Genomic DNA, 13,321 nt, shown 5'->3' on the forward strand with positions numbered 1-13,321 from the left:
TTGGAAGGGATATCCAGCGTCAGGAGTTTTTTATGAGCCGAAACGGACTTTACGCCCTGGTGGCAGTGCTTGCCATCGCGGTGATTGGCTTTGCGGTCTACACCTATCAGCAGCAGCAGGCCCGCCCGGGTGTCGAAGTGCGCATTGACCAGCAGGGAGTGTCGATCGATGGAAACGGATAAGGACCTGCAGCGGACTGCCGTCACCACCGCCATCACCGTCGAACTGCAGCGCCAGGCGGAAGCCGGCGCGCAGCGCATCGATGTCGAGGCATTGGCTGAAGCCGTGTTGCAATCGATCGAACCGACCGGCCCAGCCGCCGAGGGGCGCCGGCCCGAAGAGCTCAACTCAAGCAATGACGGCTAAGGGATAATCCTGAGGGGCCTCGGCAAAACCTCTAGGGCCCCTCCTCTTTCCCCCATATGGGCGGAAATTTCCCGCCAATCGTCACGGCGCACACTTGGGCATTGCCTCACTGATGAGGTGTGCTGTGTGGAGCCAAGACAATGGCGCGCTATATTCGCGTCTCCCCCGATCATATTCCGCTGGGCCAGACGGCCCTTTTGCTCTTTGTGCACCAGAACGAACTCTGCGCTGGAGCGCTCGAACACCGGGCTGATGGCCGGCTCGATCGCCGTGTGCCCGAGGATCCCTCGCCCCACGATTTGGTGCTCGGCATCTGCCGGCTGATGGCCGACCTCCCGGACGATGCCGACCTGCTGGTCGTCATGGAACCGCTGGCCTATTGGCCGGCTTCATTTCCGAAACTCCATCGCCAAGCGAATAGATAAAATAAAGAATCTCTTAGAATCAATTTTATTAAGTAACGTCCGAATAACCCAGTTCAATACAAGGCAATAATATACGTAGAGTATCGAATTTATCGTCAGCCGTGAGCGGCGCAACATCTACCTCAAGACAGCAAGAAGACTTGTTGTTCACCAAGGAGGTAACGATGTTCAGAATGAATAAGACTGCGATTGCCCTGAGCCTGACTGCCGCACTCTGGTCCAGCACGGCCATGGCGCTCGATCTCGGCGGCCTGGGGGGCACGCTCGATTCCGTCACCAGCACGGTGACCGAAACGGTCAACACCGTCACGGGCGGTGAACTGGTGACGATCAGCAGTGGTTCGGCCAGCGATAGCGGCCTCGTCAATGTGGGTCTTGGCGGCGGTGGCGGCAACCTGCTCGATGCTAATGTCGGAGGCGGCCTCGTCGATGCCAATGTCAATCTCGGCGGCAGCAACGGCCTTCTCGACGTCAACGCCAATGTCGGCGGTCTTGTCGATGCCAATGTGAATGTTGGCGGCTCTGGTGGCCTCATCGGCGTCGGCGTCAATATCGGCGGCGGGGGCCATGGCAACAATGGGGGCAATGGCGGAAACGGCGGCAATGGTGGAAACGGGGGCAACGGCACGAACGGCACCAATGGCCGCGGCAATAACGGCGCCATGGGGAATAATGGCTCCAACGGCAATGGCACCGTAATCAACCGCTCCGGCAACTCGGGCTCGAATGGCGGCTTCATTGCTACGGCGGCCTGCGCCGGCACCAATCCAAACCAGTTGGTGAACCTCTTTGAGTCCACCCGCATCCGCAACTGGGACCGTGCAACGAGCATCCAACTCGTTCCCGTGCCGGTCTGCGCCGAAGTGCGCAAGCAATTGGCAGGCTGGCTGGCCGGTAACCAGGATTTCCACCGCATGGTCGGCGCCGTGTCGTCCGATGCACTGATCAACGCTGCGCTCAGCCGCACCAAATATCAGCCGGGCAATGTCATCGGGGTGCAGTCCACCGGCTCCACCCTCACCGTCTACGTCTTCTGACCCCTGCGCCCCAGCTCCAGAAGACGACGAACCGGCTGCCGCAAGGCAGCCGGTTTGGTCATTTCAGCAAAGGGGTCAGCCCCAGAGGCGGCATGATGGTTTAGAGCGCGACGCCCTGCACGGCGTCACGCACCGCCTGATGGGCGATCTCAATCGAGGCGAAGTGCTGGCCATCGACCACGAAGGCCGGCAGCTTGACGGCGAGGAAGCGATAGCCGCCCTCGGCCGGCACGACGACGCCCTGCGGCTCGCCCGCCACTTCGATCACGGTTGGCCGAAGCGTTTCGGCCTTCTTGAAACTGTTTTCCTGCATGGGTGGAATCTCCACTTGCGCGACGATACGGAAAACACGGGCAGTGGACCTATCCACGCCGGTGAAGCCTGCTCGCTGCGGGTCTTATCGATACTCTGAGACGGTGGTGTGACTGCTGCCAGATTTCTCTTTGGCTGTTTCACACCGAGAACATGACCTCGGTCACATGGTAATGTGACGTGTCACATTCGTTTCGAGCGACAGAACCCTTGCCAGCGTTTGGCATGATATCGGCGGGATACTACGGTCGAACACACGGCATGGATGGTAATGGTTTGCGATGTCGTCATCGTCATTCCTCTCCTTGCGAGTGTTGACTGTATGGAAGCGCGCATTTTGCGGCGCAGCGATGGCAAGATAGGGGAGCTTTCACGGATTTGAAAGTCCACCAGCGTGCGCAAAGCGACAAAAAAACGAAAAAGCGTGCTCGACTTTCGTCGAGCACTAAAAATTTGAGCGTTTCGGTCAGGTTATCTGTGAGGCCTGGCGCAGATCAGCGCGTGAACGGCACGCTGGCTGTCAGCACATCACCCGAATCGTTGAACTCCACCTGGAATTCGACGCGGATGGCATCGCCCACGAGAAAGAGCCGCGAGCCGATCTGGAGGTCATTGCCGCCGCGATCCTTCTGCCGCTCGACGAGATCAAAACCGATCTCCTTGCTCGACTGACGGCCGACGGCAGTACCCGAGAAGCCGGCATTGGAGGTCATCACGGCCTCATATTGCGACTTGTCCGCGATATAGCCGATCGTGCCCGAAACCGAGAGGTTCATGTTCACAAGCGTGCAGCGGCCGGTATAATTGATCTTGCCCGAATTGCCCGGGCTCACCGACAGGCGGCAGCGGAAGGGTTCGGGCTTGTCGCCGCCCTGCAGCATGCTTTCGCCGCGCCAGTTGCCGACATAGCCGGCGAGCAAGGCTTCTTCATTTGGCCCGGCCAGGCTTGGCCCGGTTGCAAGCCCCAGAAGGACCAGCGCTGCCAGAATGGACTTTTTCTTGTCCTTAACCACGTCTTTCCCTCTTCTCCCAAGTGTCCGCCAGGGACCTCATGACTTTAGCATTTCATCCAACAATGCCAGTTTAATGTGATCCAGCAAATATGCAGCATCATAGTAAGCTAGAGCAAACGCCGGAGGCAGCGTGCAGTCGCCTGAACCGACCCAGACCATTCCGGGCAAGTCCGATATCCGCGAACGGGCGACGCCTTCTGCCGATGCGCTCGTTACGGCTCATAACGTCGACTATAGCGTTGAGGTCGCAGGCAAGCCGCTCAACATTTTGCGGGGTGTCGATCTGACCGTCCGCCCGGCCGAGGTCGTGGCCATTGTCGGACCTTCAGGCAGCGGGAAAACCTCGCTTTTGATGCTGCTTGCCGGGCTCGAACGCGCCAGCGCCGGCTCGATCACGATTGCGGGTACCGACATCACCAAGCGCGATGAAGACGCCATGGCCGTCTTCCGCCACCAGACGCTCGGCATCGTCTTCCAGAGTTTTCATCTCATCCCGTCCCTGACCGCGCTCGACAATGTCGGGCTCGCGCTCGAAATCGCCCGGCCCGACCTGCCGCTGGCCGAAGTGCGCAAGGAAGCTGCGGCTGCGCTCGATGCCGTTGGCCTCGGCAAGCGTTTGGATCATCGGCCCGCCGCGCTCTCTGGCGGTGAACAGCAGCGCGTCGGTCTGGCCCGCGCGCTCGTCACCAAGCCCAAATTGCTGCTCGCCGATGAACCGACGGGCAATCTGGACCAGAAGACCGGCGCCGTCGTCGTCGAATTGATGTTCAACCTGGCGCGCCAGAACGGCACCGCCATCGTCATGATCACCCATGACCCGCACCTGGCCGAGCGCACCGACCGCAAGTTCACCATGGAACAGGGTCAACTGACCGAAACCACGGGCCAGATCTGATGCGCGCCTTCTTTGCCGCGGCCCGCGTGGGCCTCAAGGAAATGGCGGGCGATTGGGCCCGCTTTTCCCTCCTCATCATCTGCCTTGCCGTCGGCACGGCGCTGATCGCGGGCGTGTCCTCGGTCTCATCGGCCATTACCCGCGCCGTCGACCAGAACGCGGCGCTGCTGATGGGCGGCGATCTCGAATTCACCCGCTCCGATCGTCCGGCCAATGCCAGCGAAATCGCCATTCTCGAACAGGCGGGCACCCTTGCGAGCACGGTCGAAACCAATCTCAGCGCTGAATCAGCGACAGGCGAAGCCTTTGTCGATCTCGTCGCGGCTGGCCCCAATTATCCGCTCCTCGGCGGCGTCTATACCGATAATGCGGATGCGCAGACCGCGCCTTTCACGGCGCTCGAAGAACGCGACGGCATGTTTGGGGCCCTGGTCGATCCGGTCATGCTCGACCAGCTTGGCCTCAAGACCGGCGACACCATCATGATCGGCGGCACCGATTTCGAGGTGCGCGGCGTTCTCACCGGTTTCCCCGATGGTCCCGTGCGCGGCTTCCGCCTCGGACTTGCGACGCTTTTGAGCACTGATGGCTTTGCTCATGTGTCCGATCGCACCTCGCCGCTGCCCGGCCTCGGCACCAACTTCCGCTACAAGCTGCTTCTCGCGAGCAGCGACACCGAAGGCGAACGCGCGCGGCTCGTCGGCGAGCTCGGTGATTCCGGTTGGGAGGTTCGTTCGGCGCTCGATGGGCTCGGGCCCATGCTGCGCTATTATGAGCTGTTCACCGGCTTCCTGCTCGTCGTCGGCCTCGGCTCGCTGCTGATCGGCGGCGTCAGCGTCTGGAGCGTGATGTCGGCCTATATCGCCGAGCGTGCGGGTGTCATCGCCGTGCTGCGCAGTCTCGGCGCTGCGCGCTGGCGCGTGCTGGTGCATTTCCTCGTTCAGGTGCTGGCGCTTGGCCTCATTGGAGTTGGCCTTGGCGTGGTGATTGGTGTCACCATCGGCCTCTTCGTGCTGCCGGCCGTCGGCACCGCCATCGGTATTCCGCTGGCGCGCGATATCGATGTGTTGGCTATTCTCGTTGCCGGCGCTGTGGGTCTCCTCACCGCCTTTGCCTTTTCCTATCTGCCGCTCGTTCAGGCGCAGATGGTGTCGCCTGCAAGCCTTTTCCGTTCGAAGGGGCTGGGTGCCCCGCGCATCCAATGGGGCCGCTTCCTGCGCTCGGCCGAATTGCTGCCGCTCGCCGTCGCTATCCTTTTGTTCTTCTGGCTGGCTGTTGTACTGACCGGCGATTGGCTGCTGGTCCTCGCGTTTGTCGGATCCGCCATTGGCGCGGCGCTGCTGCTGCAGCTTGGGAGCCGCCTTGCGCTATCGGGTCTGTCGCGCCTGCCATCGCCGCGTTGGCGGCCGCTGCGGCAAAGCCTCCGCGCCATCATTGGCTCGGCGGGCAATTCCTCGGCTGTTGTCACCGCCGTGGGCCTAGCCATGGTGATCCTCGTCGTCGTCCAGGTTCTGGCGATCAATCTCCGCAACGAGTTTTTGGGCGCCTCGGTGTTCGATGCGCCGACGCTTGTCGCCTCCGATCTCTTCCCCGACGAAATGGAAGCGCTGCAAGCCGATGTCGGACCGGAGCACGGCATTGCGCTCGTCACCTCGACCCCGATGTTGCGCGGCGCCGTCACCGCTATTGCTGGCACGCCGGTCGACAGCCTCTCGGCCAATGGGCCAGAAGCCTCGTTCCTCCTCTCGGGCGAAATCCCGATGACCTCTCGCGCCGTCCTGCCGCCAGCTTCGCGCCTTGTCGAAGGCACTTGGTGGCCGGAAGATTATTCGGGCGAACCGCTGGTGTCGCTGCATCAGAACCTGCGCCAGGGGCTTGGCGTCAAACTCGGCGACGAGATCACCTTTGAAATTTTTGGCGAAACCATCACCGCCAAGGTCGGCAATTTCCGCGACTATGCCTGGCAGGGCGGCATCGACTTTTTAGTGACCTTCTCGCCCGGCGCACTCGATGCCTATCCGACGACGCTGCTGGCCGCCGTCACGGCCGAGCCGGGCCGCGAAGAAGACGTCGAGCGATTTCTCGCCGGGGAATTCCTCGACATCAAATTCATTGAAATCGGCGCGACCCTGACCCGCATCACCGAGGCGCTGAGCCAGCTTTCTTTCGCTGTCTCGAGCGTTGGCGGCATTGCGGTGCTCAATGGCCTTCTCATCCTCATCGGCAGCCTTGCCGCCGGCCGTCGCCAGCGCGAATCCGATGCGGTGCTCTATAAGGTCCTGGGGTCGCGGCGCGGCGAAATCCTCGTCGCTGCGCTGTTGCAGTTCCTGCTGCTCTCGCTCTTTGCCGCGCTGATTGCGATACCAGCTGGCATCTTTACGGCCTGGCTGCTGACCCAGGTTCTGCTCAATGTCGCCTTCACCGTGGATGCTTCGACGATCGGCATCGTCGTTGTCGGCCTCATCGGCGTCACCGCAATTCTGGGCGCAACGACATTGCTCCGCGTGCTGTCCATCCGCCCAGCGCTGCTCTTGCGCGAAATGTCGAGCGTTTAGCCATGAGCCGGCTGGCCCTCATCCTACTCGCCTGCTTGTCTTCGGCGAGCGTAATGGCCAAGGATTTTCCGGCGGCCGGAGCGCAATATGATTCACAGCTCGGCGGCGCCTATACGCCGCCAGCGGGCACCAGGATCGTCAGCCGCGACCGGAGCGAAGCGCCTGCGCCGGGGCTTTATAATGTCTGCTACGTCAACGCCTTCCAGACCCAGCCAGGCGAAAACGCCTGGTGGCAGGCCAACCACCCGGACCTGATCCTCACCGCCGAGGGGCGGCCGGTCGAGGACGAAAACTGGCCGGGCGAATATCTGCTCGATACCAGCACCGCGGCCAAGCGCGGCGCCCTTGCCGACATTGTCGGCGACTGGATCGAGGGCTGCGCCAGGGATGGCTACGACGCCATCGAGGCGGACAATCTCGACACTTATTCTCGCTCTGACGGTCGCCTCAAGATCGAGGATAACCTCGCCTTTGTTGGGCTGCTTATCGAGAAAGCACATGATCTCTGGCTTGCGTTCGGCCAGAAGAATGGCGTGGGACTCCTCGATCGCGCGGACCTTCCGGCCTTCGATTTCGCCATCACCGAATCCTGCCAGGTATATGACGAATGCGGGCCCTATGCCGAGCGCTACGGCGCCCGAGTGCTCGAGATCGAATATACCGACACCGAAAGCCGCTTCTTCGAACAAGCCTGCGCTGCGCGTGGCGGCCAATTTTCCATCATTCTTCGAGACCGCAACCTGCAGCCGCCGGGCATGCCGGGCTATACGTATCGGTCCTGCTGAAAAAGGCGGATCTCATCGCGTTTTAGATGGGATCGTGCCAAGATCGGTGGGCATCAGCGGAGACTGGAAATGGCAAAGGCACTTGGCATTGGCGGCGTGTTCTTTCGGGCGCGGGATACGAAGGCGCTCGCGGAATGGTACGAAACCCATCTCGGCGTGCCGGGTTTTTGGAGCCAGGATGCGGGCATGACGGTGTTTGCGCCGTTCAAGGACAGCACCGATTATTTCCCGGCCGACAAGCAATGGATGATCAATTTCCGCGTGGACGATCTTGATGGGCTGATTGGCCAGCTCAGGAACGCCGATATCGCCGTCGAGACGCGGCCGGATGAGTGGGACACGCCCGAGACCGGGCGCTTTGCGCGCATCCATGATCCCGAGGGCAACCAGATCGAGCTTTGGGAGCCGCCGGCATCCTAATAAGCACTAAAATCATACTTTTGCGCGGCAGGGTCTTGGCGGCGTTTGCAGGCTCTGCTCTATAGCCTGCCGAAGGCTTTTGGAGACTGTTTATGGCCAAGCGCAAAATCGCGGTGATTGGTGTCGGCAAGATCGCTCAGGACCAGCACCTGCCGGTAATCGATGCTTCGGATGATTTCGAACTGGCCGCGACGGTTTCGACGCGCGGCGTCGGCCATGGCAGCGTGCCGGTGTTCAAGACGCCGGCCGAGCTTTATGCCGCCATGCCGGACGTGTCGCTCGTTTCCATCTGCACCCCGCCCGGCATTCGCCACACCTACGTTCGCGAGGCGCTCGACGCCGGCAAGGACGTGATGATGGAAAAGCCGCCGACGACGACGATTTCCGAGCTCGACGACCTGATCACGCATGCCAAGCGCCTTGATCGCGTGCTCTACCAGACCTGGCACAGCCAGTTTAACGCGGCGGTCGATCGGACCAAGGTGATCCTCGCTGAAGAAGGCGTGACGTCGGCGCGCATCGACTGGCGCGAAAGCGTGCGCAAGTGGCATCCGGGACAGGACTGGGTGTGGGAGCCCGGCGGGTTCGGCGTCTGCGATCCCGGCATCAATGCATTTTCGATTTTCACCAAGGTCATGCCGTTCCCGGTCTTTGTCGACAAGGCAACCCTGACCTTTCCGGAAAACCGGCAGACGCCGGTCGATGTCGAAATTGCCTTCAAATCGAGCCAGGCGCATCAGCCTGACCTCTCCTGCGGGTTCAACTGGCTGGAGGAGAATGGCGAGGTCTGGACCATCCGGTTTACGACCGGCCAGGGCAACGAGATCAAGCTGGAACGCGGCGGACGCACGCTGCGGGTCAATGGCGAGGTCGTGCTCGAGCATGGCGATCTCGAATATTCGGCCATGTATGACCGGTTCGCGGATCTGCTGGAAGCCCACGAAAGCGATGTCGATGCAGCGCCGTTGCGGCTGATGTCGGACGTGTTTTTCTTGGGCGCGCGGGTCAATGGGCCGGCGTTTGAGTGGTAGGGACTGGACGCCTGGCACTTGAGTAGCCAAGCATAAGTAGCCCTCACCCTGAGGTGCCGCGCAGCGGCCTCGAAGGGCGGGGGCGTGCCGCGATGATTTGGTGCCACGCCCTCGTGGTTCGAGGCTGCGCTGCGCTCCGCACCTCACCATGAGGTCTACTGGAATGCTGTCAGGGGCGGCTGATAGCAGTGATAGGCGGATCAGGCTCCGTCCAAAATCCGTTTGTGATCCAACTCGATGCCTGCCGCGAGATGGTCCCGTGCCGCATCTGCCTTTCCCGCCTCGATCGCCTGAATAACCGCTTCGAGGTTTTCGATGCTTTGTGCGCAATAGGCCTGCAGCGTTTCGGGTTGCCGGGTTAGCGCCAGCGCCAGAAGCAGTTCGACGACACCCACCACCCCGCGCAGAAGGGTGTTTTGCGAGGCTTCGGCGATTTGGCCGTGGATTTCTAGGCTTGCGAGGCCGAATTGTTCCACGCTGTCGCCCGCGGTGGCGGCCTGGTGTAGCCAGTATTTCATGATGCGGACGTCTTCGGCGGTGCGGTGGCGGGCGGCGCCTTCGACGGCAGGGAGTTCGAGGGCGGCGCGGACAGCGAAGAGATTGCTGTAAAAGACCGGGTCGGCTGGGGCGTGAAAATGCCAGGCGAGGACCTGGCTATCGAAAAAATTCCAGCGGCTTTTGGGCGAGACGCGCGTGCCGACTTTGGGGCGGGCTTCGACCAATCCCTTGGCTTCGAGCGTTTTGAGCGCCTCGCGGAGGACCGTGCGGGAGACGCCATAGGTTTCCATCATGACGGCATCGCTTGCCAAAACGGAGCCGACCGGGAACTCACCACTGATGATGGCCCGGCCGATCTCGTTGATCACGAACGTATGGAAATTGCGCGCAGCGTGCCGGCCGGAAAGGGACCGGATGAGGCTGCCAGCTTCTATCATGATGGCGTCTTTACACTAGGCCTTCGAGGTTTTCTCTCCGGGGGCAGAGGCGACGAAGATCAGGCGCTGTAGCACGATGAAGAGGAACAAGAGAATGCCGATGACGATCTTGGTCCACCAGCTCGATAGCGTGCCATCGAAAATGATGTAGGTCTGCACAAGGCCCAGCAGCATGACGCCGATAAATGTGCCGAGGACAAAGCCATAGCCGCCAGTGAGCAGGGTGCCGCCGATGACGACGGCGCTGATGGCGTCGAGCTCGACCCCGACTGCGGCGAGCGGATAGCCGGCCGAGGTATAGAGCGAGAAGACGATGCCGGAAATGGCCGCGAGAATGGAGGACAGCGCGTAGATCGCGACGGTGGTGCGCGCGACCGGCACGCCCATCAGGGAAGCGGAAACCGGATTGCCGCCAAGTGCATAGACATAGGAGCCGAACTTGGTTCGATGGGCGAGGAGGGCGCCGATGATGAAGATCGCGACCATGGTGAGGCCGATGACGCTAAGGCGTCCACCGCCGGGGAGGCGAATGGTGAGGTCGGAAATCCAGGCATAGAATTCGTGGTTGATCGGCACGGAATCGCGCGTGATCACCGAGGCGCCGCCACGGGCGAGGAACATGCCCGCGAGGGTGACAATGAAGGCGGGCACCTGCAAATAATGGATCGCGAGGCCCATGATCGCGCCGAACGCGCCGGCCACTATGATTGCTATGGCAAAGGCGAGGAGCGGGTGGAGCCCAAGCCAGGAGATCAGCACGGCGACGAGGACGCCCGTGAACCCGATGACAGCGCCGACCGAAAGATCAATACCCCCGGACAAAATGACAAAGGTCATGCCGACGGCCGCAATGCCGAGGAAGGCATTATCGGTGAGGAAGTTTCCGAGCACGCGGGTCGAAAACATCGAGGGGAACTGCATGACGGCCAGCGCATAGGCGATGGCAAAGATCAGCGCCGTGGCGACGAGGGGTCGAAGCGAGCGGTTCATTTCGCGGCTGCCTTGGCGACGGGTTTGATACGGGGCGGCGCGAGGCGGCTCGCGAGCGGCGACTGAATGACGAGGACGATGAAGATCAGCCCCGCCTTGACGATAAGATTGAATTCGGGCGGGAAGCCCGAGACCAGGATACCCGTGTTCATCGCCTGGATGATGAGGGCGCCGACGACCGCGAGCGGCACCGAGAAGCGGCCGCCGAGGAGCGAAGTGCCGCCGATAACGACGGCAAGGATGGCGTCGAGTTCGAGCCAAAGGCCGGCATTGTTGGCGTCGGCCCCGCGGATGTCACCGGCTACGATGATGCCGGCAATGGCGGCGCAAAGGCCGGAGAGAGAATAGACGAGCAGCAGCAGCATGCGGCTGCGAATGCCGGCAAGGCTGGCGGCGGCGCGATTGACCCCGACGGCTTCGATGAAGAGGCCGATGGCGGTGCGCCGGATGACGAGCGTCACGATGATCATCAGCACGAGCGCGATGACAGCGGCCATGGGGAAACCGAGGAAGGAGCCGGTGCCGATATAGATGAGCACCGGATCGGTGAAGGTGACGATAAAACCTTCGGTGATAAGCTGGGAGATGCCGCGGCCAGCGACCATCAGGACGAGCGTCGCGATGATCGGCTGGATATCGAGAATGGCGACCAGGATGCCATTCCAGAGGCCGCAGAGGAGGCCGACGACGAGGGCGGCGACGACCGCGATGGGCGCGGGATAGCCGGCGACGACCATGGTGGCGGCGACGGCGCCGGCCACGGCCATGACGGCGCCGACCGAGAGATCAACGCCCTTGGTGGCGATGACCCCGACCATGCCGACGGCGAGAATGGCGACCGGGGCGCCGCGATTGAGAACGTCGATCAAGGAGCCGAAAAAGCGGCCATCTTGCCAGGTGACGCGGAAGAAATTGGGGAAGAGGAGCCAATTGATCAGCAAGACGCCGATCAGCGCGAGGAGCTGGGGATTGGCGAGTTTGAGGAGCGAGCGACGGATCATGCCTGCACCCCGTCTTTATGATTGGCGATGGCCTGCACGATGACCCCGGGATTGATGTTTTCGCCATTGAGCTCGGCGACCAGTTCGCGATCGCGCATGACGACGATGCGCGAGGAATAGGCGACGACCTCGTCGAGCTCGGAGGAGATGACGACGAGCGCCAGGCCTTCATCGCGCAGGCGATTGATGGTGCGGACGATTTCGGCATGGGTGCCGACATCGATGCCGCGCGTCGGCTCATCCAGAATGAGGAAGGTTGGATCGGTGGCGAGCCAGCGCGAGAGGATCGCCTTCTGCTGATTGCCGCCCGACAAAAGTTTTATGGGCATGTCGAGCGAGGCGGCGCGGATATCCATGGATTCGCCATAGCGGCCGGCGATTTCCATCTGCTCGTCGCGCGTCAGGGCGCTGAACCAGCCGAGCTTGCCCTGGAGGGCAATCACGATGTTTTCGCGCACCGAAAGATCGCCAAAGATACCTTCGGCTTTTCTATCTTCCGGGCAAAAGCCGAAACCGTGGGCGATGGCATCGGTGGGCTTGGAAATGGAGGTTGGCTTGCCGGCGACCGAAACGGTGCCTTCGTCGGCTGAATCGGCGCCGAACATGATGCGCGCCATTTCGGTGCGGCCGGAGCCAAGGAGACCGGCGACGCCGACGACCTCACCCTTGTGGATGGTGAGATTGAAGGGCACGACGCTGCGCTTCTTGCCATAGCCCCTATAGTCGAGCAGCACTTCACCGAGCGGACGATTTTCTTCGAGCTGAGTGGCCCCGGAAAAGGCGATGTCCTTGCCCAGCATCAGGCGGACGACGTCGGTGCGCGTGAGATTGTCGAGGGATTTGGTGTCGATCAGCTTGCCGTTGCGGAGGATCGTTACGCGATCGGCGATGGCAAAAACCTGATCGAGGAAATGGGTGATGAAGACGACGGCGAGGCCCTGCGCCTTGAGGTCGCGAATGATGTCGAAGAGGCGCTCGACCTCGTTGCGATCAAGGGAGGCGGTGGGCTCATCGAGGATCAAGACCTTGCCTGAGAGTTCGACGGCGCGGGCGATGGCGACGATCTGCTGGACGGCGACGGAATGGGCGCCGAGTTCGCTCGATGGGTCGATGTCTAGGCCATAGCGCGCCAGAACGGTGCGGGCATCGCGCTCCATCTTGCGGCGGTCGACGAAACCGAACCAGGTCGGCTGGTGGCCGAGATAGAGGTTTTCGGCGACGGAGCGGTTGGGGAGGAGATTGACCTCCTGATAGACCGTGCCGATGCCATAGGTCTGGGCGTGTTGCGGATTATTGAGGGTGACGGGGGCACCGTCGACGATCACGTCGCCCAGCGTCGGCTGATAGGCGCCGGTCAGGATCTTGATCAGCGTCGATTTGCCGGCGCCGTTTTCGCCGAGAAGGGCGTGGACTTCGCCGGGGCGGAGGCCGAAATCGACCTTATCGAGCGCCACGTGATTGCCGAAAATCTTGACGATCCCGCGCGCTTCGAGCGCGTAGCCAGTCTCCGCCATTGCCTCTCCCCTGCCGCCTCTCGGACGGCGAATTCATTATTC

General features: G+C 61.8%; 15 protein-coding genes. 9 read left to right on the forward strand and 6 right to left on the reverse strand.

Translation table 11 applies throughout. The annotated features are described in order from the left end of the window. The first annotated feature begins 32 nt into the window (after positions 1–32). The 4 genes from DevBK_RS15435 (at position 33) to DevBK_RS15450 (ending at position 1,828) form a co-directional block, all read left to right on the forward strand. Positions 33–182: a hypothetical protein gene (locus tag DevBK_RS15435; protein ID WP_164474162.1), complete on the forward strand. Its 150-nt coding sequence runs from the start codon at positions 33–35 to the stop codon at positions 180–182. Next, entirely contained in the window at positions 169–366 is a 198-nt protein-coding gene (locus DevBK_RS15440) for a hypothetical protein (protein WP_061911665.1), read from the forward strand. Before DevBK_RS15435 ends, DevBK_RS15440 begins: the two co-directional genes overlap by 14 nt. Positions 367–506: 140 nt before the next feature. After that, positions 507–791 carry a hypothetical protein gene (locus DevBK_RS15445; protein WP_317186081.1) on the forward strand — a complete coding sequence of 95 codons (285 nt, stop codon included), beginning with the start codon at positions 507–509 and terminating at the stop codon, positions 789–791. 164 nt (positions 792–955) lie between these two features. Beyond that, a complete protein-coding gene (locus DevBK_RS15450) occupies positions 956–1,828 on the forward strand; it encodes a hypothetical protein (protein ID WP_317186082.1) in 873 nt (290 codons plus the stop codon). Positions 1,829–1,928: 100 nt separating this feature from the next. Here DevBK_RS15450 and DevBK_RS15455 read toward each other — a convergent pair whose 3' ends face one another. Together DevBK_RS15455 and DevBK_RS15460 are read right to left on the reverse strand one after the other, a co-directional pair. Next, positions 1,929–2,141 carry a hypothetical protein gene (locus DevBK_RS15455; protein ID WP_062628867.1) on the reverse strand — a complete coding sequence of 71 codons (213 nt, stop codon included), beginning with the start codon at positions 2,139–2,141 and terminating at the stop codon, positions 1,929–1,931. Positions 2,142–2,634: 493 nt separating this feature from the next. Beyond that, on the reverse strand, positions 2,635–3,153 hold the full coding sequence (locus DevBK_RS15460; RefSeq protein WP_062628868.1) for a hypothetical protein: 519 nt from the start codon (positions 3,151–3,153) through the stop codon (positions 2,635–2,637). A 130-nt stretch (positions 3,154–3,283) separates the two neighbouring features. Here DevBK_RS15460 and DevBK_RS15465 point away from each other — a divergent pair, with 130 nt between their 5' ends. The 5 genes from DevBK_RS15465 to DevBK_RS15485 all read left to right on the forward strand — a co-directional run bounded on the left by DevBK_RS15465 (position 3,284) and on the right by DevBK_RS15485 (position 8,839). Beyond that, on the forward strand, positions 3,284–4,048 hold the full coding sequence (locus DevBK_RS15465; protein WP_317186083.1) for an ABC transporter ATP-binding protein: 765 nt from the start codon (positions 3,284–3,286) through the stop codon (positions 4,046–4,048). Then, on the forward strand, positions 4,048–6,603 hold the full coding sequence (locus tag DevBK_RS15470) for an ABC transporter permease (RefSeq protein WP_062628869.1): 2,556 nt from the start codon (positions 4,048–4,050) through the stop codon (positions 6,601–6,603). Before DevBK_RS15465 ends, DevBK_RS15470 begins: the two co-directional genes overlap by 1 nt. Positions 6,604–6,605: 2 nt before the next feature. Continuing rightward, positions 6,606–7,388: an endo alpha-1,4 polygalactosaminidase gene (locus DevBK_RS15475; RefSeq protein WP_317186084.1), complete on the forward strand. Its 783-nt coding sequence runs from the start codon at positions 6,606–6,608 to the stop codon at positions 7,386–7,388. 69 nt (positions 7,389–7,457) lie between these two features. Then, positions 7,458–7,808, forward strand: coding sequence for a VOC family protein (locus DevBK_RS15480; RefSeq protein WP_062628871.1), 351 nt, complete (start codon positions 7,458–7,460; stop codon positions 7,806–7,808). Positions 7,809–7,900: 92 nt separating this feature from the next. Next, positions 7,901–8,839 (forward strand): Gfo/Idh/MocA family protein, encoded by a 939-nt coding sequence (locus DevBK_RS15485; protein ID WP_062628872.1) that lies wholly within the window; start codon positions 7,901–7,903, stop codon positions 8,837–8,839. A gap of 200 nt (positions 8,840–9,039) precedes the next feature. Here the strand turns inward: DevBK_RS15485 and DevBK_RS15490 are convergent, their stop codons facing one another. The 4 genes from DevBK_RS15490 to DevBK_RS15505 are packed head-to-tail and all read right to left on the reverse strand — an operon-like array spanning position 9,040 to position 13,279. Continuing rightward, a complete protein-coding gene (locus DevBK_RS15490; protein ID WP_317186085.1) occupies positions 9,040–9,774 on the reverse strand; it encodes a FadR/GntR family transcriptional regulator in 735 nt (244 codons plus the stop codon). A gap of 15 nt (positions 9,775–9,789) precedes the next feature. After that, entirely contained in the window at positions 9,790–10,764 is a 975-nt protein-coding gene (gene yjfF / locus DevBK_RS15495; protein ID WP_317186086.1) for a galactofuranose ABC transporter, permease protein YjfF, read from the reverse strand. Further along, positions 10,761–11,765, reverse strand: a complete 1,005-nt coding sequence (locus DevBK_RS15500) for an ABC transporter permease (protein WP_317186087.1) — start codon at positions 11,763–11,765, stop codon at positions 10,761–10,763. Before DevBK_RS15500 ends, yjfF begins: the two co-directional genes overlap by 4 nt. Then, a complete protein-coding gene (locus tag DevBK_RS15505; RefSeq protein ID WP_317186088.1) occupies positions 11,762–13,279 on the reverse strand; it encodes a sugar ABC transporter ATP-binding protein in 1,518 nt (505 codons plus the stop codon). Before DevBK_RS15505 ends, DevBK_RS15500 begins: the two co-directional genes overlap by 4 nt. Positions 13,280–13,321: the final 42 nt, after the last annotated feature.

The organism is Devosia sp. BK, assembly GCF_032907385.1.
Classification (GTDB): Bacteria; Pseudomonadota; Alphaproteobacteria; order Rhizobiales; family Devosiaceae; genus Devosia.